At 71.4% G+C, this 17,779-nt stretch carries 22 protein-coding genes; 13 read left to right on the plus strand and 9 right to left on the minus strand.

The window, feature by feature from the left end:
- Positions 1-8: 8 nt before the first annotated feature.
- Both NE235_RS25635 and NE235_RS25640 read right to left on the minus strand, forming a co-directional pair.
- Entirely contained in the window at positions 9-530 is a 522-nt protein-coding gene (locus NE235_RS25635; RefSeq protein ID WP_252807358.1) for a GNAT family N-acetyltransferase, read from the minus strand.
- Positions 531-666: 136 nt separating this feature from the next.
- On the minus strand, positions 667-1,527 hold the full coding sequence (locus tag NE235_RS25640) for an aldo/keto reductase (RefSeq protein WP_252807361.1): 861 nt from the start codon (positions 1,525-1,527) through the stop codon (positions 667-669).
- Positions 1,528-1,750: 223 nt separating this feature from the next.
- On the opposite strand from NE235_RS25640, the gene NE235_RS25645 reads away from it, so the two are divergent.
- Positions 1,751-2,668 (plus strand): LysR family transcriptional regulator, encoded by a 918-nt coding sequence (locus NE235_RS25645; protein ID WP_252807363.1) that lies wholly within the window; start codon positions 1,751-1,753, stop codon positions 2,666-2,668.
- Positions 2,669-2,670: 2 nt separating this feature from the next.
- Here NE235_RS25645 and NE235_RS25650 read toward each other — a convergent pair whose 3' ends face one another.
- Positions 2,671-3,276: a GNAT family N-acetyltransferase gene (locus NE235_RS25650; protein WP_252807364.1), complete on the minus strand. Its 606-nt coding sequence runs from the start codon at positions 3,274-3,276 to the stop codon at positions 2,671-2,673.
- Between the two features lie 44 nt (positions 3,277-3,320).
- On the opposite strand from NE235_RS25650, the gene NE235_RS25655 reads away from it, so the two are divergent.
- Positions 3,321-3,827: a DinB family protein gene (locus NE235_RS25655; protein ID WP_252807366.1), complete on the plus strand. Its 507-nt coding sequence runs from the start codon at positions 3,321-3,323 to the stop codon at positions 3,825-3,827.
- Between the two features lie 135 nt (positions 3,828-3,962).
- On the opposite strand, the gene NE235_RS25660 is transcribed toward NE235_RS25655, so the two are convergent.
- Positions 3,963-5,087, minus strand: coding sequence for an FAD-dependent oxidoreductase (locus NE235_RS25660; protein WP_252807368.1), 1,125 nt, complete (start codon positions 5,085-5,087; stop codon positions 3,963-3,965).
- A 262-nt stretch (positions 5,088-5,349) separates the two neighbouring features.
- Between NE235_RS25660 and NE235_RS25665 the strand changes: the two genes are divergently transcribed.
- The 4 genes from NE235_RS25665 (at position 5,350) to NE235_RS25680 (ending at position 8,573) form a co-directional block, all read left to right on the plus strand.
- Entirely contained in the window at positions 5,350-6,867 is a 1,518-nt protein-coding gene (locus NE235_RS25665; RefSeq protein WP_252807370.1) for an FAD-dependent monooxygenase, read from the plus strand.
- 37 nt (positions 6,868-6,904) lie between these two features.
- Positions 6,905-7,057 (plus strand): hypothetical protein, encoded by a 153-nt coding sequence (locus tag NE235_RS25670; RefSeq protein ID WP_252807372.1) that lies wholly within the window; start codon positions 6,905-6,907, stop codon positions 7,055-7,057.
- 302 nt (positions 7,058-7,359) lie between these two features.
- Positions 7,360-7,986 (plus strand): ClpP family protease, encoded by a 627-nt coding sequence (locus NE235_RS25675; protein WP_252807374.1) that lies wholly within the window; start codon positions 7,360-7,362, stop codon positions 7,984-7,986.
- On the plus strand, positions 7,983-8,573 hold the full coding sequence (locus tag NE235_RS25680; RefSeq protein ID WP_252807376.1) for a ClpP family protease: 591 nt from the start codon (positions 7,983-7,985) through the stop codon (positions 8,571-8,573). The genes NE235_RS25675 and NE235_RS25680 overlap by 4 nt, the downstream gene beginning before the upstream one ends.
- Before the next feature lie 8 nt (positions 8,574-8,581).
- On the opposite strand, the gene NE235_RS25685 is transcribed toward NE235_RS25680, so the two are convergent.
- Together NE235_RS25685 and NE235_RS25690 are read right to left on the minus strand one after the other, a co-directional pair.
- Complete coding sequence (locus NE235_RS25685; RefSeq protein ID WP_252807378.1) at positions 8,582-8,929, minus strand: helix-turn-helix domain-containing protein; 348 nt, start codon at positions 8,927-8,929, stop codon at positions 8,582-8,584.
- A 142-nt stretch (positions 8,930-9,071) separates the two neighbouring features.
- The gene (locus tag NE235_RS25690) at positions 9,072-9,278 is read right to left on the minus strand and encodes a hypothetical protein (protein WP_252807380.1); all 207 of its coding nucleotides are present in this window, start codon (positions 9,276-9,278) and stop codon (positions 9,072-9,074) included.
- 234 nt (positions 9,279-9,512) lie between these two features.
- Here NE235_RS25690 and NE235_RS25695 point away from each other — a divergent pair, with 234 nt between their 5' ends.
- From NE235_RS25695 to NE235_RS25715, 5 genes are all read left to right on the plus strand, one after another.
- The gene (locus tag NE235_RS25695; protein WP_252807383.1) at positions 9,513-10,382 is read left to right on the plus strand and encodes an AAA family ATPase; all 870 of its coding nucleotides are present in this window, start codon (positions 9,513-9,515) and stop codon (positions 10,380-10,382) included.
- A gap of 24 nt (positions 10,383-10,406) precedes the next feature.
- Complete coding sequence (locus tag NE235_RS25700; RefSeq protein ID WP_252807384.1) at positions 10,407-11,762, plus strand: vWA domain-containing protein; 1,356 nt, start codon at positions 10,407-10,409, stop codon at positions 11,760-11,762.
- Positions 11,763-11,860: 98 nt separating this feature from the next.
- On the plus strand, positions 11,861-12,370 hold the full coding sequence (locus NE235_RS25705; protein WP_406567639.1) for a DUF1360 domain-containing protein: 510 nt from the start codon (positions 11,861-11,863) through the stop codon (positions 12,368-12,370).
- Positions 12,371-12,631: 261 nt separating this feature from the next.
- Positions 12,632-13,720, plus strand: a complete 1,089-nt coding sequence (locus tag NE235_RS25710) for a baeRF2 domain-containing protein (RefSeq protein WP_252807386.1) — start codon at positions 12,632-12,634, stop codon at positions 13,718-13,720.
- Between the two features lie 21 nt (positions 13,721-13,741).
- On the plus strand, positions 13,742-14,401 hold the full coding sequence (locus NE235_RS25715) for an HAD family hydrolase (RefSeq protein WP_252807388.1): 660 nt from the start codon (positions 13,742-13,744) through the stop codon (positions 14,399-14,401).
- Positions 14,402-14,511: 110 nt separating this feature from the next.
- Here the strand turns inward: NE235_RS25715 and NE235_RS38325 are convergent, their stop codons facing one another.
- Positions 14,512-14,619 carry a cholesterol oxidase substrate-binding domain-containing protein gene (locus NE235_RS38325; protein ID WP_252807391.1) on the minus strand — a complete coding sequence of 36 codons (108 nt, stop codon included), beginning with the start codon at positions 14,617-14,619 and terminating at the stop codon, positions 14,512-14,514.
- 19 nt (positions 14,620-14,638) lie between these two features.
- Entirely contained in the window at positions 14,639-16,090 is a 1,452-nt protein-coding gene (locus tag NE235_RS25725) for a flavin-containing monooxygenase (protein ID WP_308206152.1), read from the minus strand.
- A 97-nt stretch (positions 16,091-16,187) separates the two neighbouring features.
- Here NE235_RS25725 and NE235_RS25730 point away from each other — a divergent pair, with 97 nt between their 5' ends.
- Entirely contained in the window at positions 16,188-16,820 is a 633-nt protein-coding gene (locus NE235_RS25730; protein ID WP_252807393.1) for a TetR/AcrR family transcriptional regulator, read from the plus strand.
- 122 nt (positions 16,821-16,942) lie between these two features.
- On the plus strand, positions 16,943-17,518 hold the full coding sequence (locus NE235_RS25735) for a Uma2 family endonuclease (RefSeq protein ID WP_252807394.1): 576 nt from the start codon (positions 16,943-16,945) through the stop codon (positions 17,516-17,518).
- Here NE235_RS25735 and NE235_RS38770 read toward each other — a convergent pair.
- Positions 17,425-17,727 (minus strand): nuclear transport factor 2 family protein, encoded by a 303-nt coding sequence (locus NE235_RS38770; RefSeq protein WP_406567640.1) that lies wholly within the window; start codon positions 17,725-17,727, stop codon positions 17,425-17,427. The genes NE235_RS25735 and NE235_RS38770 overlap by 94 nt on opposite strands.
- Between the last annotated feature and the right edge of the window lie 52 nt (positions 17,728-17,779).

A 17,779-nucleotide genomic window follows, 5' to 3' on the forward strand; every position in this document is an offset into this window, starting at 1 on the left:
CCCGCGCCTCAGGCCTCGAACTCCTGACGCAGCACGCTGTAGATCATGACGTCGCGCCAGGCGCCGTCGCGGAAGCCGTACCCGCGCAGCACGCCCTCACGGGTGAAGCCGGCCTTCTGCAGCGCCCACTGCTCGGCCGTGTTCGTGACCTCGGTGATCGCCTCGACCCGGTTCACCTGGGTGTGCGCGAACAGGTAACCGGCGAGCAGCCGCTGCGCCTCGGTGCCGTACCCCAGGCCGCGCACCTCCGGCCGCATGGCGACGCCGATGTTCCAGCAGTACGACCGGAGCGACGTGGACTGCCTGCGCCACGACACGAACCCCAGCCGCTCGTCGCCGCGCACCACCATGAGGACGCCGCGCTCGTCCTCGATCAGGCCGTTCTCCTCCCAGCGTCTGCGGAAACGCCACTGTTCGAACCAGCCGAGCCAGCCGTGCTCCCCGGTGGCCTCCGGATCGCCCGTCAGCCTCTCGATCACCGCCAGATCGTCCCCGCCCACAGGCCGCAACCGCAGCTCGTCATCGCCCATGGCGGCAAAGCTTAGGCTCGCCGCACCAGGGCAACAATGGTGCGCTCCCGCCCCGCTCGGGGGCGGGAACGTCGTCGTCCACGCGATCCGCGTCGTCCGCGTCCCGTACCGCCTGGTCCCGGCGGCACCCCGTCCGTCAGGCGGCGTCCAGCTCCGCGATCTCCTCCGGAGTGAGCTCCAGCTCGGCCGCGGCGGCCGAGTCACGGATCGTCTCCGGGCGGCTCGACCCCGGAATCGGGATCACGACCGGGGACTTCGCCAGCATCCAGGCCAGGCAGACCTGCTGCGGGCTCACCCCGTGCGCCCGGGCGACCCGCTCGAAGGCCGAGTGGGCGGATCCCAGGGCACCCGCCCTGGTGATGCCGCCGAGCGGGCTCCAGGGCAGGAACGCGATGCCCAGCTCGTCGCAGAGCCGCAGTTCGGGCTCGCTGCTCCGGAACCTCGGCGAGAACTCGTTCTGCACGGAGGCCAGGCGGCCGCCGAGGATCTCCTGAGCCTGGCGGATCTGCTCCGGGTTCGCGTTCGAGATGCCGGCCATCCGGATCTTCCCCTCATCGAGGAGATCGCGGATCGCCCCGACGGACTCCGCGTACGGGACGGCGGGATCCGGCCGGTGGAACTGGTACAGCCCGATCGCCCCCACCCCGAGCCGCTTGAGCGACGCGTCACACGCCCGGCGCAGGTGCTCCGGCGAGCCGTCGAGCGCCCAGCTCCCGCCGCCGGGACGCGTGTGGCCGCCCTTCGTCGCGACCAGCACGTCCGAGGTGTCACCGCCGTACGACGCCAGCGCCTTCGCGATGAGCGACTCGTTGTGCCCCACGTCGTCCGCGCCCAGGCTGTACGCGTCGGCCGTGTCGATGAGGGTCACCCCCGCGTCGAGGGCCGCGTGGACGGTGGCGATGGAACGGCCCTCCTCCGGCCGTCCCTCGATGGACAGGGGCATCGCCCCGAGCCCGATCGCGCCGACCTGGACATCGCCGATCCGGCGAGTACGCATGAAGAGACCTCCGAAGACTTCCTGCACGAGAAACGGTCGTCGCCTCGCGTGGCTCAACCCGGTGGCGCGACCCACACGACGGCGACCCCGGGTCCTACCCACGAACGGGCGGCACTCCCCAGGGCGGGCGACCTGGTCAAGACTGCTCGCCGGGACGCTGCGTGTCCAACAGAGGAAACCGATGCGATCCAGCAGTCCGAGTGCTCAATTAGGGTGCTCGTTCGTGGAGCTGCGGCATCTCGAGTACTTCCTGGCGGTGGCGGAGGAGGCACACTTCACCCGCGCCGCCGAACGTCTGCACCTGGCCCAGTCCGGCCTGTCCGCGTCGATCCGCGCGCTCGAACGCGAACTCGGCGCACCCCTCTTCGTCCGGAGCACCCGCCGGGTCGAGCTGACCGAGGCCGGCCGCGCCCTGCTGCCCGAGGCCCGGCGCACCCTCGCCGACGTCGCTGCGGCCCGCGCCGCCGTCGCCGCCGTCCAGGGCCTCCTGCGCGGCACCCTCCGCATCGGCACGGAGCAGTGCCTGTGCGTCGTGGACCTGCCCGCGCTGCTGTCCCGGTTCCGGTCCGTGCACCCCGGCGTCGAAATCCGGCTGCGCCAGACCGGCTCCGTCCACCTCGTCGAGGAGGTACGCGCGGCGCGCCTCGACCTGGCCTTCGTCGCGACCGCGGCGGAGCCGCCGGCGGGTGTCGCCCTCACCCCGCTCGCGACCGAGCCGATGATGCTCGTCTGTCATCCGGACCACCGGCTCACCGCCTGCGAGGCGGTCCACTGGACGCAGCTGGACGGCGAGTCCTTCGTCGACTTCCACGCCGATTGGGGATCGCGCCAGGTCACCGACCGGGCGTTCGAGGCGGCCGGGCTCCGCCGCCGCGTGGCCCTTGAGGTCAACGACGTGCACGGCCTGCTCGACTTCGTCGGAGCCGGCCTGGGAGTGGCCCTGGTACCCCGGCCGATCGCGTACAAGAAGAGCAAGAACGTGCGCGTCCTGCCGCTGCGGGACACGCCGCCGTCCTGGCGGGTGTCGGTCGCGGTGCCCACGGACGGGCCGGCGAACACCCCGGCCTCCCGGGCGCTGCTCGCCATCCTGGGCGACTTCCTCGCCTGGCCCGCCGGAGCGCCGGAGCCCGCCACGACCTGAACTCACCTCGGCCCGACCTCGCCCGGAGAACCTCCACGGCGGTGTGCCGGCCGCCGGCGGCCGCGCGGGGATCGGAAGGGCGCGTGCCCGCGCCACTCGTCCTCCAGGATGGCGAACATCTCGGAGTCGCGCCATCCGTCCCGGATCAGAGCGGTGTGGCGATGCCGCCCCTCCCGGGTCATGCCCAGCCTGGACAGCACCCGCGCCGACGCGAGGTTCCGTGGGTCACACGTGGCGAAGATCCGATGCAGCGCCAGTCGCTCGAAACCGTGGTGGAGCAGTTGTTCCCCGATCGCCGTGCCCACGCCATGACCCCACGCGCGCGGATGCACCACATAGGTGATCTCGCCCCGGCGCTGCTCGAAACTTCGAACGTGCAGCTCGCCCATGCCGACCACGTCATCCCCGACGCGAGCCACGTAGGCGAACCTCTTCTGCGGCACCTGCGACCACGCCGCGACCGCGGCCACCACGAACTCCCGCGTCTGCTCCTCGGTGTTCGGCCCCCAGACCTGGAAGCGGCAGACCTCGTCCAGGGAGGCCCAGGAGTGCACGGCCCTCCAGTCGGCGAGCTTGATCCTGGCCAGTGAAACCGAGCGCTGCTCCATGTTCCCGATCTTGTCAGGCGGCGCTCAGCGGCATAATTCGCGCCATGACCACCGACCGGATCGCCCCGCCGACCGTCGGGGGAGAGCGCGAGATGCTGCGCGCCTTCCTCGACTACCACCGTGCCACGCTCGCGATGAAGTGCGAGGGGCTGTCCGACGACGACCTGCGCCGCGCGGCGGTGCCGTCCTCGACACTGTCCCTGCTCGGCCTCGTGCGCCACATGGCCGAGGTCGAGCGGACCTGGTTCCGCATCGTGATGAACGCCGAGGACATCGCCCTCGTGTGGTCGGACGAGGGCGACTACCAGGTGGCGTACGACGCGAGCGCGTCGACCCGGTCGGAGGCGTTCGCGGCCTGGCAGGCGGAGGTCGAGCACGCCCGCCGCATCGAGGAGGCCGCCGAGTCCCTGGACGTCACCGGCCATCAGCCCCGGTGGGGCGAGGACGTCTCGCTCCGCCTGGTGATGCTCCACCTCATCCATGAGTACGCCCGGCACAATGGCCACGCCGACCTCATCCGCGAGGCCATCGACGGCACCGTCGGCGTCTGATCCGCTCCGGCCTCCGGCCGCCCCTGGCCCGGCGCCCCTGGTCACGGCGGCCGGACGCCGATCGGCGCGGCCTGAGCCGTGAGACGCCCCGGGCCGACCTGACGGCGACCCCTCGATCGGGGGCCACCGCTGCGGCTACTGCTCTCCGGTGAACATCGCGATCAGGCCGTGAGGCGCGCCGTCGCCGAACATGAGCTCGTGCAGGCGGACGGCCTCGGCGGCCTCCGCGGCGCTGCGGGGGAACAGAGCCCGCTCGTACTCGGTGAACGCGTCCTCGGCGTCACCGGGGTGCGCGGCGAGGGCCGCGCCGAGCTCGGCACCGTCGTACATGGCCAGGTTGGCGCCTTCGCCGGACGGGGGCATGAGATGGGCGGCGTCGCCGAGCAGGGTCACCCCCGGCACCCGGTCCCATCGGTGGCCGCCGGGCAGGGTGTGGACGGGGCGCAGGACCGGCGCGGTATCGGCGCCGGTGATCAGCGTGGTGAGCTCCGGCGCCCAGCCGTCGAACTCGCGGGCGATCCGCGCGATGGCCGCGGTGGGATCTGTGAGATCGATGGCGGCGAACCAGTCCAGCGGCCTGCGGAGCACCACGTAGGTGTGGAGGGTCCCGCCGCTCTCCCGGTGAGCCAGGATCGACTTCCCCGGCGCGAGCGCGTACATCGCCCCGCCGCCGACCGTCTTGGCGCCGGCCGGGTGCCGGGTGTCGGCGTCGAACAGGTAGGTCTCGACGAACGACAGGCCGGCGTACTCGGGTGTGGCGTCGGAGAGCAGCGGCCGGACCCGTGACCACGCGCCGTCCGCGCCGACCAGCAGGCCGGTGGCGACGGTGGTGCCGTCCGCGAAGGTCACCTCGTGACGGCCGTCGCCGAGGGTGCGGACGCCGCTGACCTTGTGGCCCCACCGGACGGTGCCGGCCGGGAGCGAGTCGAGCAGCATCCGCCGCAGTTCGCCGCGCATCACCTCGGGGCGCCCGCCCGTGCCGTCGTCGGGTTCGTCGAGCAGAACGGTCCCGTCGGGGGCGATGGCCCGTGACGCCTGGCGGCCGTCCAGGACGAGGCCGCGGAATTCCTCGATCAGGCCCGCCGCCTGAAGAGCCGCCCGGCCGTTGTGGTCGTGGATGTCGAGCATCCCGCCCTGCGCGCGGGCCGCGGGGGAGGACTCCGCCTCGTAGACGGTGGCCGGGATCCCGTGGACGTGCAGGACCCGGGCGAGCGTGAGGCCGCCGAGCCCGGCGCCGATGATCGTGACGTGGGTGGTCATGGTGCTCTCTCCCTGATCGGGGCCGCGGGGGAACGCCCGGCGACATGTCTGGAACATCGTTCCAGTGCCCTCAGGATGGAGCGGTGTCCCAGGCATGTCAAATGGAATGGCGTTCCAAAGCTCTGCCGTCAGCGCCGTGTGCCCCGGTGTCAGCGCCGTGTGCGCCCATGTCAGCGCCGTGTGCGCCCCGTGTGAGCGGATCGTCGCAGTCTTCACGTGTCTGAAGAGAACAAGACGGCGAGCTTCGGAAGGGGACGTTGTCGTGCATGACGTAGTGATCGTGGGGGCCGGCCCGGTGGGTCTGTTCCTCGCCTGCGAGCTCGGCCTCGCGGGCTGTTCCGTCCTGGTGGTGGAGCGCGAGCCGGAGCCCCGCTCCCCGTGGAGGGCGTACCCGCTCGGGATGCGGGGCCTGTCCGCCGCGTCGGTCGAGGCGTTCCACCGCCGGGGGATGCTGCACTCGCTGCTGACGGCGTCGGGCGCCGGCGACCATCCCGGCGCGAACCTCGACGTGGACGAGCCGCCGGCCCCGCGTGGCGTGAGCCACTTCGCCGGCATGATGCTCGATCCGGCCAAGATCGATGTCGCCGCCCTGCCGTTCCGGCTGCCGAGTCCGGCGCTGGAGGGCGTCATGACAAGTCTCGAAGCGGTCCAGACGGTGCTGTCCGAGCGGGCGGCCGAACTCGGCGTGGAGGTCAGGCGCGGCGTCATGGTCTCAGGCATCGCGCAGGGTGACGGGTTCGTGGTCGCGCAGGCCGGTGAGGACGAGTACGCGGGGCGCTGGCTCGTCGGCTGCGATGGCGGACGCAGCACGGTGCGCAGGCTCGCGGGCTTCGACTTCGCCGGCACCGAGCCGCAGTTCACCGGCTACGTCATGCTCGCCACGATCACCGATGCCGAGAAGCTGCGCCCCGGGTTCAACCTGACGCCGACCGGGATGTACCTCCGCACGCCCGCTGAGGAGTATGTCAGCGTGCTGGACTTCGACGGCGGCGCGTTCGACCGCTCACAGCCGCCGACACGCGATCACCTCCAGGAGGTCCTGCGCCGGGTGTCCGGCACCGACGTGACGCTGCGCGACGTCCACCTCGCCTCGAGCTTCACCGACCGGGCGAAGCAGACGACGACCTACCGGCAGGGGCGCGTCCTGCTCGCGGGCGACGCCGCCCACATCCACTCCCCCCTGGGAGGGCAGGGACTCAACCTCGGCATCGGCGACGCCATGAACCTGGGATGGAAGCTCGCGGCGACCGTGTGCGGGTACGCGCCGGACGGGCTCCTCGACACCTACACCCGCGAGCGCCATCCGATCGGCGCGCGGGTGCTCGACTGGGCACGCGCCCAGGCGGCGGTCATGCGGCCGGACCCGTACGCGCAGGCGATCCAGGGAGTGATCCGCGACCTGATCGGGACCCGTGACGGAACGACCTACGTATTCGAGAGGACGTCGGGAACGTCGATCCGCTACGACCTCGATGGCGAGCAGCCGCTGATCGGGCGCAATGCCCCTGATTTCCGTTTCGAGGACGGCACTCGCCTCCGCGACCTGATGCGGGACGGACGAGGCGTCGTGCTCGACTTCAGCGCCGGCGAACGCCTGCGCGGCGCGGCGACGCGCTGGGAGGGCCGGATCCGGTACGCGGCCGGGCCGGCGAGGAACGACCTCGGATGCGGTGCCGTGCTCGTCCGGCCCGACGGCATCGTCGCCTGGGCGGACGACCATGACCCGGACCGTGCAGCGTTCGAGCGCGCCGCCGGGCACTGGTTCGGCGACCCGGCGTGACACCCCCTTCCTCGATCAGCTGCGACAAGGAGTCCACATGACGATCACTCCGCGGCCGGGAACCACCGTGATGTTCACCGGCGACTCGGTCACCGACTGCCGGCGGGAGGAGAGCGACCATGGTCTCGGGTTCGGCTATCCGCTGCTCGTCGCGGGCGAGTGGGCCTCCGGCACCCGGACCGGACCGTGACCTGGTTGGACACCGGGGCGCCGGCGACAAGGTGATGGACCTCGAAGCCCGCTGGCAGGCGGACGTGCTCGACGCGCGCCCGGACGTGGTGTCGATCCTCGCGCATGGCTCGACGGGCCGACGTGGTGACGACCAGGCGTCCTGAACTATCTCTGGCCGGTTCGGCCCGGGTGAGCTCACCGATCCGGCCGGCCTGCAGCGGCACCGACAGGTGTCCGTCGAAATACCTGGCCTGCTGAGGGCTGATCTGCTCACAGCAGCGAAACCGGCGGCCGGCGCCACCTAGGCGGCATGGTCGGGGCATGACGAACGACGAGAAGCAGCCGCTGTTCGACCACCGGCTCCGAGAACGGTTCTTCAGCCAGCGGATACTGGTCCTCGACGGCGCGCTCGACGACGACAACGGGACGGTGCTCGCGACACAGCTACTCTCCCTCGCGAGCGAGGATCCCGGGAAGGACATCGCGTTGTGGATCCACTCGCCGGGCGGCTCCGTCCCGGCGATGCTGGCCATCCGCGACGTGATGCGGCTCGTGCCGTGCGACGTGGCCACCCTCGCGCTGGGACTGGCGTGCAGCGCGGGGCAGTTCCTGCTGTCCGCGGGCACACCGGGCAAACGCTTCGCCCTACCTCACGCCCGTATCCTGATGCACCAGGGCTCGGCGGGGATCGGCGGATCGGCCGTCGAGGTGGAGGTACAGGCCGACGACCTGCGGCACACCCGGGACACGGTGCTCGGCCTCATCGCGGAGGACACCGGCCGGCCGATCGACCGGATCTTCGCTGACTCGCTGCACGACCGCTGGTTCACCACCGAGCAGGCCCGCGAGTACGGCTTCATCGACCACATCGTCAACGATCTGAGCCAGGTCGTGCCCGTGCGGCCGCACACGCTGGGACTCGGCTCGGCGACAGGAGTCCGCTCGTGAGCACGTACACCATCCCCAACGTCATCACGCGGGTCGCGGGGGGCGAGCGGATCATGGACGTCTACTCGCACCTGCTGGCGGAGCGGATCGTCTACCTCGGCACCGCGATCGACTCCGGCGTGGCGAACGCGTTGATCGCCCAGTTGCTGTACCTGGAGGCGGACAACCCGGAGCGGGAGATCAACCTGTACATCAACTCCGAGGGCGGCGACCCGTCAGCGATGCTCGCGCTGTACGACACCATGCGTTACATCAAGGCGCCGGTGGCGACGACGTGCGTTGGTCAGGCGGTCGCTGCCGGCGCGGTGCTGCTGGCTGCCGGCACTGCTGGACGCCGTTCCGTGTTGCCCCACACCCGGGTGGTACTTCATCAGCCCGCAGCACAGGGCCGCGGCGCCATCCCGGACCTCATTCTCCAGGCGGACGAGGTGATACGGGTGCGCACGCAGCTAGAGGAGATCCTCTCGAAGCACACTGGTCACGATGTCGCGCAGTTGCGGCACGACACCGACCGGGACCGCGTGTTCGACGCGGCGAGCGCCGTCAGCTACGGGCTAGCGGACCAGGTCATCGACCACCGAAGCTGACCAGGGTCTCATGCGGCCATGAGCACGGGTCCTGCGGGACGGCGCCCGACCGTGGGACCCGCGCTCCGGCGCCGCCGGACATCGCCCGCGATGCCGGTGAGCAGGTCGGCCAGGTCGATGCCGAGCGCACCGGTGACCGCGGCGATCATCTCGCTCGAGGGCTCCTTGCGACCGCGTTCGATCTCGGACAGGTACTGGGGCGAGATGCCGGCCCGCTCCGCGACGTCGATGAGGCGCCCACCCTGCTCCTCCCTGGCCGCGCGCAGGGTTCGGCCGAGCACCTCGCGCCACAACGGCTCCGGCTCATGATCCGGTGCGGGGACGTGATTTCGCTGGAACTGAAGAATGTCCGCCATGCGGTCATCCTGGCACCGGTCCGGCGACCGAGGGCAGCGCTTCCTCTCCAGGCGAAACACCTGCGGCCCTGAGCCTGCGGGTAATCGTCCCCCCGTCGGTCGTCGACATGCCGGCACCTCACCCTGCCGGCCTCCTGATCCCTCACACCGATCCGGAACCGGGTATCAGGCGACGGATGGCGTCGGCCTCGCGGCGGCCCTGGGCGCGGGCCGCGTGCGCCGCGGCCGCCCGGACCGACGGGTCGAGGGGATTGGTGCCCATCGCGGCGAGGGATCCCTCGTCGGGGTGGACGACCGCGACGGTGGAGCCCCGGCGGCGCATCTCCACGGCGTCCTCCGCCCCCGCCATGATTCCCGCGATCGTCGTGGCGTAGGCGGGCAGGTCCAGCTCGGCGTAGATCTCCCGCGCCTGCAGCGCGGGGTCGACCTGCCGCCGGAACAGGTCCTCCAGCGGCAGGCCGCTGCCCAGCTGGGCGGTGACGGCGGATCCGGCATGATCGTTCTCACGAGCGCCGCGGGGATCCGGCGGATCAGCGAGGTGAGGTAGGTTCGAACGCGGTTCGGTTCGTTCTCTGGAGCGCAGATGACCTTGAGCTCGCCCACCGACGTCCGTGAGCGTCTCGCGGCCGTGGACTACCTGGCCGACGACGCGATCGCGACGACCGTCTACCTCGCCGCCGCGCTCGGGAAACCGCTGCTGGTGGAGGGCCCCGCCGGAGTCGGCAAGACGGAGCTGGCCAAGGCCGTCGCCGCGATCACCGACGCGCGGCTCGTGCGACTCCAGTGCTACGAGGGCCTCGACGAGGCGCGGGCCCTCTACGAGTGGAACTACAGGAAACAGCTGCTGCGCATCCAGGCGGCCGGCGACCAGGAGTGGAGCGCCACCCACGACGACATCTTCAGCGAGGAGTTCCTGCTGGAACGGCCCCTGCTGACCGCCATCCGGCGCACCGACCCGACGGTCCTGCTGATCGACGAGATCGACAAGGCGGACGTGGAGGTCGAGGGGCTGCTCCTGGAGGTGCTCTCGGACTTCCAGGTGACCATCCCCGAGCTCGGGACGATCACGGCCGCGCGCCGGCCGTTCGTCGTGCTCACCTCCAACGCGACCCGCGAGCTGTCCGAGGCGCTCAAGCGGCGCTGTCTCTACCTGCACCTGGACCATCCCTCTCCCGAACGGGAGCGCGACATCGTACGGGCGCGGGTGCCCGGCATCGATGAGGCCCTGGCGACCCGGCTCGCCCAGGTCGTCGCGGTCCTGCGCGAACTGGAGCTGAAGAAACCCCCGAGCATCGCCGAGACCGTCGACTGGGCGAGGACCCTGCTGGCGCTCGGCCTCGACCGGCTCGGCGGGGAGGAGATCGCCGCGACCCTCGGTGTCGTCCTGAAACACCACTCCGACCAGGAACGCGCGCGCAAGGAGGTCGTCGCCGGCGATGCCACCGCTCGCTGAGATCAACGGCCGCCGGGTGCCCTGATGGCGCTGCTGGACCGCCACCTCGCCTTCCTCGCGGCACTGCGGGAGGCGGGCCTGCCCGTGTCACTCGCCGAAGGACTCGACGCCGTCCACGCCCTGGCCGCGATCGACCTGGCCGAACGTAAGGCGCTCCGCGCGGCGTACGCGGCGACGCTCGTCAAGCGGCAGGCCCACCGGGAGGCGTTCGACACACTGTTCGACCTGTGGTTTCCGCCGGTGACCGGCAGTCCCGAGACGGCCCGGGAGCGCCCCGCGTACGGTGATCCGGAAGTACGGCGGCTCCGTGACGAACTGAGCCGCCTCCTGGTCGAGGGCGACGATGACCTCCTGCGCGACTTCGCCCGCCAGGCCGTCGGCGCGTACGGCCGCGGGTCGGGCGGCGGGTCCGGCGGGAGCCCGTGGTTCTCCTACCAGGTGCTGCGGACCCTGTCGCCGGACACCCTGATGGCGGGGCTGCTGGCCGCCGTGCTCACCGAACGCGGCGGCCTCGACGAGAAGGTCGCCCGCCGTACCTTCACCCGCCGCATCGAACGCTTGGAGAGGTTCGTCGCCGAGGACGTACGGCGGCGGATCGCCGAGGAGACCGGCGCCGGCAAGGCCGCGCGCGGCGCCGTGCGGCGGCCACTGGAGGAGATCGACTTCCTCCGGGCGACGCGAGCGGACCTGACCGCGATCCGGCGGGAGATCCAGCCGCTCGCCCGGCGCCTCGCGGCCCGTCTCACCCACCGCCGGCGGCACGGCGGCCGCGGGCGGCTGGACTTCCGCAGGACCGTACGCGCGTCACTGTCGACCGGCGGCGTCCCCCTGACCACCCACCACCGGCCGCCGCGCCCGCACAAGCCGGAACTCGTCGTGCTCTGCGACGCCAGCGACTCGGTCTCCTCGTTCGCCCACTTCACGCTGCTCCTGACGTACGCGCTGCGCGAGCAGTTCGCCCGGGTGCGGGCGTTCGCGTTCATCGACGACCTGGACGAGATCACGAGGTTCTTCGCGCCCGGCGCCGACGTCGTCGAGGCGATGACCCGGATGACACGGGAGGCCCGCCTGGTCTGGATCAGCGGGCACAGCGACTACGGGCGCGCGTTCGGCGTCTTCGCGGACCGGTACGCCGACGCCATCACGCCCAAGACGTCCCTGCTGATCCTCGGGGACGCCCGGAGCAACTACGGATCGCTCAACCTCGAGACGGTCGAGCGGCTGGCCGGGCGGGCGCGGCACGCGTACTGGCTCAACCCCGAGCCCCTCCGGGACTGGGACACCGGGGACTCGGCGGCCTCGGCGTACGGGGCGGTGGTGCCGATGCGCGAATGCCGTAACCTCGCCCAGCTCGCGGACTTCGTCGAGTCGCTGGCGTGACCTCCCGCCCGCCGGGGATGAGGGAGGTTCGGTGCGGGTTCTCCGGGTAGCTCCTTCGCCGGTCGGACGAGACATCGCCGCACGTAAGGGGAGCTTCCGTGAATTCGATCACCGAAACGGTCAAGGAGAACGAGCGCGCGTACAGCCAGGGCGAGCCGCGGCCGCTGAAGTCCTACGCCGGAACGCTCGCCGTCTACGGCGCGGCCGTCGGCGCCACCGCGCTGGTCGCCCGGCTGACCGGGCGCCGGGCCCCCCGTCTGGGGTTGTGGGACGTCGCGCTGATGGCCGTCACCACCCACAAGGCGTCCCGCACACTCGCCAAGGACTCGGTGACCAGCCCGCTGCGGGCCCCCTTCACCCGGTACAAGGGGACGGCCGGTCCCGCCGAGCTCGCCGAGGAGGTCCGGGGCAAGGGCGTCAAGCACGCGATCGGGGAGCTGATCACCTGCCCGTTCTGCATGGCGCAGTGGATCGGCACCGCCTACGCGGCCGGGATGACCTTCGCACCGGACGCGACCCGGCTGGCCGGGGCGACGATGACGGCCGTGGCGGGCGCCGACTGGCTCCAGCTCGCCTACGCGCGACTGCAGAAGGCCGCGGAGGACTGAGACGGCCGGCGCCTCCAGACGCGCCGGCGGCCCGCGATGCGCCGACGAGCCGCGATGCGCGGGCGGGCCGGGCATCGCCGGCGGGCCGCGACGGGCCGGGGCTGGGGATCGGCCGGCGGGCCGCGATGCGCGGGTACTGCCCTGCGCCTGGGCCGGGACCTGGCCGGTCGCCGGGCGTGTACGGGCGGCTGCGGCGGGTTCCGGAGAGCCGTCCGGGGCGAATCGTGGGTTTGGGACAGCCTCGGCGGGTAGGCGGCCAGCATGGACCTTAGCTTCCTCAAGTCGCTGTACGACAGTTCAGGACCGTTCGCCTCCGTCTACCTGGACATCAGGCGGATCACGGAAGACGCGCCGAAGGCCATCGAGTTGCGCCGTAAGGCCCGGCAGCGGGAGCTGGCCGACCAGGGAGCTCCGCCCGCGATGATCGAGGCGATGGTGCGGCTCGTGGACGAGGAGAACGGCCGGCGCGAGTCCGGCACCCTCGCGATGTTCGCGGCGGACGGCGAGGTCGTCCACCACGAGGTGCTGCCCGGGCCGCCGCCCGTCGAACTGGCCCAGTACGCCCCGCTGCCGCACGTCGAGCCGCTGCTCGCCCAGCGCGGGGAGCCGATGGCCTACCTGGCCGTCACGGTCGACCGGCTCGGCGGCGAGCTCACCTGCGTGTCCCGGGACGGTCATCGCCGCGTGATCGGGGTCAAGCCGGAGGAGGACTTCCCGGTGCGCAAGACCAAGGCCGGCGACTCGTTCCGACAGGACAAGCAGCAGCGGGCCGCCGAGGAGGTGTGGCGGATCAACGCGAAGAAGGTCGCCCATGAGATCGCCGTGGCCGTCGACGACTGCGGAGCCGAGATCGTGGTCCTTGCGGGTGACATCCGCGCCCGCAAGGCCGTACAGGGGGAGCTGCCCGAAGCGGTCCTGGCGCGCCTGGTCGACGCCGGCGGAGTCGGCCCGTCGCTGGAGGACGAGATCGCCGAGGCCATCGAGCACAAGCGCGGGGAACAGCGCGCGGCGCTGCTCGGACAGTTCGACGAGCAGCTCACCAAGAAGGGGCGCGCGGTCGAGGGCCTGGCCGGGGTGACGGACGCGCTGCGCAAGGGCCAGGTCGCGACCCTGTTCCTGGAGAACCGGCCGGACTCGCCGGCCACACTCTGGGTCGGCCCGCACCCGACCGAGGTGGGCACGTCGGCCGACTCCCTTCGCGAACTGGGCGTCGCCGAGCCCGTCGAGGCCCGCGCCGACGCGGCGCTGATCCGGGCGCTCGCGGGCACGGACGGGGACCTGCACCTGCTGCCGCCGGACACGTTCCGGGCGGAGTCCGGAGTCGGGGCCCTGCTGCGGTACGCGGACTGAGCGGCAGGGGGAACACGACCGATGACCGAAGCGGTGATCTTCGACGTCGACGGCACGCTCGTCGACACCAACTACCTGCACGCCGTGACGTGGTGGGAGGCGTTCCGGCAGAACGGCCACCGCGTCGACATGGCCGCCGTGCACCGGGCGATCGGAATGGGGTCCGACAAGCTTCTCGACCATCTGCTGCCCGAGGACCGTGATCGTGACGGCGACGACGACGCCCGCGCCGCCCACAAGACCCTGTACCGCCTGTACTGGACCCGGCTGCGCGCCTTCGACGGCGCCGCGGACCTGCTGCGCGCCTGCGCCGCGCGCGGCCGGAAGGTCGTTCTGGCCAGTTCCGCGGACGGCGACGAGATGGGGGCGCTCCTGGCGGCGCTCGACGCCGATGACGCGATCAGCGCCGTGACCTCCTCGGCCGACGCGGAGGAGAGCAAGCCGGCCCCCGACATCGTGCAGGTCGCCCTCGAGCGTTCCGGCGTCCGGGCCGAGCAGGCGATCTTCGTGGGGGACACGGTCTGGGACGTCGAGGCGTGCGAGCGCGCGGGCCTGCCGTGCGTCGCGGTGCTGTCCGGGGGCATCGGAGCGGACGAGCTCCGGGACGCCGGCGCCGTCGCGGTCTACGACGGAACGGCCCATCTGCTGCGGGAGCTGGAGGACAGCCCACTGGCGAAGTGAGCCGACCGTCCGGGTGTCCTCGACGCCGGTGGCCGGTGGCCGGTGGCCGGTGGCCGGTGGCCGGGGTCCGGGGTCCGGGCGTCGGAGGCGCCCGGGTGCGGTGGCGGTGCTCAGGGCAAGAGCGTGTCCAGGAACGCGTTGCCGAACACGCGGTACGGGTCGTGGGCATTGAGCGTCGTCCGCGCCGCGTCGAAGTCGTCCCCGGCGGAAGGATCCACTGTTCCGAACCTGGGGCGGTCAGGCGGAGGACAGGGCGTAGTCCTCCCGGCGGGCGCGCCGCGTGCGGGCCCAGTACTCGAAGGTGAAACCGGGCCACAGCGTGCGGTTGACGCCATGCTCGTCGAGGTACCAGCTCGTGCAGCCGCCCTCGTTCCAGACCGCCCGGCGGAGCCTCTTCAGCAGGCGGTCGTTGAACCGGCGCTGGGCCTCGGGCCGGACTTCGATCGTCTCGGCCTTCTCCTTCGCGAGCATGCGGAGGCAGCTCAGCACGTGCTGCACCTGCGACTCGATCATGAAGACCACCGAGGTGTGCGCCAGGCCGGTGTTGGGTCCCAGGAGCAGGAAGAGGTTCGGGAAGCCCGCCACCGTCACGCCGTGATGGGCCTCGATGCCGCCGGCCCACGCCTCCTGGATCTTCAGCCCGTCCCGCCCGACGATGTGCTGCTCGGAGAGCGCCTCGGTGACCTTGAAGCCGGTGCCGTAGATGATGACGTCCACGTCGTACGCGGTGCCGTCCGCGGTTACGAGCCCGGTCTCGGTGATCTCCTTGATCGGCTCCGTGACCAGGTCGACGTGCGGGCGGGTCAGCGCCGGATAGTAGTCCGAGGACAGCAGGATGCGCTTGCAGCCGATCGTGTAGTCGGGGGTGACCTTCGCGCGCAGCTCCGGATCGTCGATCTGCCGCTCGATGTGGCGGCGTGCCCGCGACTCCATCGGCCCCATGAGCCGCGGGTCAAGGGCGAAGCCGACCGCGCGGGCCTCCAGACCCCAGTAGATCGCGTCACGGAAGGCGCGCTGCGCTCCGGGTACGTGCCGGAAGACGCGCCGTACCCGCTCGGAGAGCACGAAGTCGGGCTTCCCCTGGACCCACGGCGGCGTGCGCTGAAACACGTGCAGCCGGCCCGCCTCGTCGGCGACCCGCGGAATGAACTGGATCGCCGACGCGCCCGTGCCGATGACCGCGACCCGCTTGCCGGACAGGTCGGCCGACCGGTCCCACCGCGCCGAGTGGAACGCCGTGCCCCGGAAGCGCTCGGCGCCGGGGATGTCGGGGATGGACGGCACGTGCAGGGCGCCGATCGCGGAGACGACGGCCCTCGGCGTGAGGACCTCACCCGACGTCAGGGTGACCCGCCAGTGGCGGGCCGTCTCCTCCCACTCCATCGCCTCGACGGCGCAGCCGAAGCGCAGGTGCGGGCCCAGGCCGTACTTGTCGACGCAGTGGCGCAGGTAGTCCCAGATCTCCGGCTGCGGGGCGAACATCCGGGACCAGCCGGGGTTGAGCTCGAACGAGAAGGAGTACATGTGCGACGGCACGTCGCAGGCGCACCCGGGGTACTGGTTGTCGCGCCAGGTGCCGCCGAGGTCGTCGGCCTTCTCCAGGATGACGAAGTCGTGGAAGCCGGCCCGCTTCAGCTGGATGGCCATGCCGAGGCCGCCGAATCCGGAGCCGATGATCGCGATCTTCACTGCGCCTCCTGGGCCGTCGTCGCTCTGCTTCGGAGTTACCACTAGTAACTTACCAGCGGTAGGTTACCGCCGGTAGGTGCTGAGATAGAGTTCACACGTGATCCGCGATGACTCCGTGAAACCGCGTCGCCGGCGGATGTCCCGAGCCGACCGCGAGCAGCAGATGCTCGACGTCGCCGAGGAGGTGTTCGCCGAGCGCGGCTACGGCGCCGTCTCCATGGAGGAGATCGCCGAGCTGGTCGGGCTGTCCAAGCCGATGCTGTACGAGTACTTCGGTTCCAAGGAGGGCCTCCTGCTCGGGGTCATCCGGCGGGCGCGGGGAGAGCTGCGGGAGGTCACCGAGCGTGCGGTCGAGGCGGGCGGCACGCCCGAGGAGATGCTGCGGCGCGGCTACGTCGCCTACTTCCGGTTCGGCGAGGCCCACCACCGGGCCTGGCTCGTCCTCCTCCAGGAGCAGATGCTCCTGCGCAGTGCGGCCGAGGAGATCGAGGGGATCCGCCGCCAGCAGAGCGAGATGATGGTCGGGCTGCTGGCGGCGCACCTGCCGGATCGGCCGCGCCGTGCCCTGGAGGCCTATGCGGAGAGCATCATCGGCGCGTGCGAGCGGATGGCCCTGTGGCGGGCGCGCAACCCCGAGGTCACTCCCGAAGAGGCCGCCGACCACCTCATGGACCTCACCTGGACCGGCCTGGCCACCCTCAACTCTCCCCTCGACGCCGGCCGGCCCTGACGCATCCTTGAACTGACGGTTACCGGGTGATTACTCTTGGTTGACTCGACAGGATTTTCGACTACGGTGGGTCCGGTCACCGTTACCTTGTGTCCTCGCCCCTCGGAGGGAATGATGCACCTATGGCCGTCCAAGCCCTTGAGGTGCCCGTGGTTCGCAACGACGACATTCAGAGCGTGTTCCGCGAGATGTGCGGCGTCCTCCCGGAGCATCGGGTGGAGCTCGTCAACGGCCGGATCGTGGTGAATCCGGTGCCGACCGGTCAGCACAATGACATCATCTACTGGCTGTTCGCCCAGATCCTGGCCACTGTCCAGGCCAACGGCTGGCGGATATGGACCGACATCACGCTCTTCCTGGGGCCGCAAGAGGATCGCTACCGTCCGGACCTTACGGTGGTGCCGGCCAAGCCGAAGATGTGGGCGGCAGACCACGTCTACTCCGACCAGGTGCTTCTCGCGGTCGAAGTCGTCTCTCCGAGCAGCGCGACCGATGATCACCAGGTCAAACCCCGGCGGTACGCCGCGGGAGGCGTGCCGCTCTGCCTGGTGATCGACGTCTTCACGCGGAAGGTCCGGCTCCTGTCCGAGCCGGGGGCCGACGGCTACGAGCAGGAGACGGACGTGGCCCTGGGCCGGCCGATCGAGCTGCCGGAGCCGTGGGGGCTCACCATCGAGACCGCGGCGCTCACGGACTGACCGGTTCCGGCGGGGCCGCTCAGCCGAGCGTGCGCCAGGACTGCTCCTGCACCACTTCCCGGCTGCGCCGGCCGTCGGGCGTACGGAGCGATCGCGTCGGCGGTGAAGACGGTGTCGAGGAGTGCCCGGTCGCCGCCGTCGACGGCGCGGACATGGCGGGCCGGCAGCTCGCCGAGCTCGAGCCGGTCGGAGATCCCCTGAATGTCCATCTCCGGATCATCCGTCTCGCCAAACGGACGATCAATACCCGAACGGTCCTAC

It is taken from the genome of Actinoallomurus spadix, assembly GCF_024055725.1.
GTDB classification, from domain to species: domain Bacteria; phylum Actinomycetota; class Actinomycetes; order Streptosporangiales; family Streptosporangiaceae; genus Actinoallomurus; species Actinoallomurus spadix.

Excerpts from the sequence above, each read along its gene's own strand:
- NE235_RS25735 (WP_252807394.1), top strand. The coding sequence starts at position 16,943 with ATGGCCGTCCAAGCCCTTGAGGTGCCCGTGGTTCGCAACGACGACATT.
- NE235_RS25690 (WP_252807380.1), bottom strand. The coding sequence starts at position 9,278 with ATGGCGGGGGCGGAGGACGCCGTGGAGATGCGCCGCCGGGGCTCCACC.
- NE235_RS25650 (WP_252807364.1), bottom strand. The coding sequence starts at position 3,276 with ATGGAGCAGCGCTCGGTTTCACTGGCCAGGATCAAGCTCGCCGACTGG.
- NE235_RS25685 (WP_252807378.1), bottom strand. The coding sequence starts at position 8,929 with ATGGCGGACATTCTTCAGTTCCAGCGAAATCACGTCCCCGCACCGGAT.
- NE235_RS25660 (WP_252807368.1), bottom strand. The coding sequence starts at position 5,087 with ATGACCACCCACGTCACGATCATCGGCGCCGGGCTCGGCGGCCTCACG.
- NE235_RS25700 (WP_252807384.1), top strand. The coding sequence starts at position 10,407 with ATGGCGCTGCTGGACCGCCACCTCGCCTTCCTCGCGGCACTGCGGGAG.
- NE235_RS25675 (WP_252807374.1), top strand. The coding sequence starts at position 7,360 with ATGACGAACGACGAGAAGCAGCCGCTGTTCGACCACCGGCTCCGAGAA.
- NE235_RS25670 (WP_252807372.1), top strand. The coding sequence starts at position 6,905 with ATGACGATCACTCCGCGGCCGGGAACCACCGTGATGTTCACCGGCGAC.
- NE235_RS25655 (WP_252807366.1), top strand. The coding sequence starts at position 3,321 with ATGACCACCGACCGGATCGCCCCGCCGACCGTCGGGGGAGAGCGCGAG.
- NE235_RS25640 (WP_252807361.1), bottom strand. The coding sequence starts at position 1,527 with ATGCGTACTCGCCGGATCGGCGATGTCCAGGTCGGCGCGATCGGGCTC.
- NE235_RS25695 (WP_252807383.1), top strand. The coding sequence starts at position 9,513 with ATGACCTTGAGCTCGCCCACCGACGTCCGTGAGCGTCTCGCGGCCGTG.
- NE235_RS25715 (WP_252807388.1), top strand. The coding sequence starts at position 13,742 with ATGACCGAAGCGGTGATCTTCGACGTCGACGGCACGCTCGTCGACACC.
- NE235_RS38770 (WP_406567640.1), bottom strand. The coding sequence starts at position 17,727 with ATGGACATTCAGGGGATCTCCGACCGGCTCGAGCTCGGCGAGCTGCCG.
- NE235_RS25635 (WP_252807358.1), bottom strand. The coding sequence starts at position 530 with ATGGGCGATGACGAGCTGCGGTTGCGGCCTGTGGGCGGGGACGATCTG.
- NE235_RS25710 (WP_252807386.1), top strand. The coding sequence starts at position 12,632 with ATGGACCTTAGCTTCCTCAAGTCGCTGTACGACAGTTCAGGACCGTTC.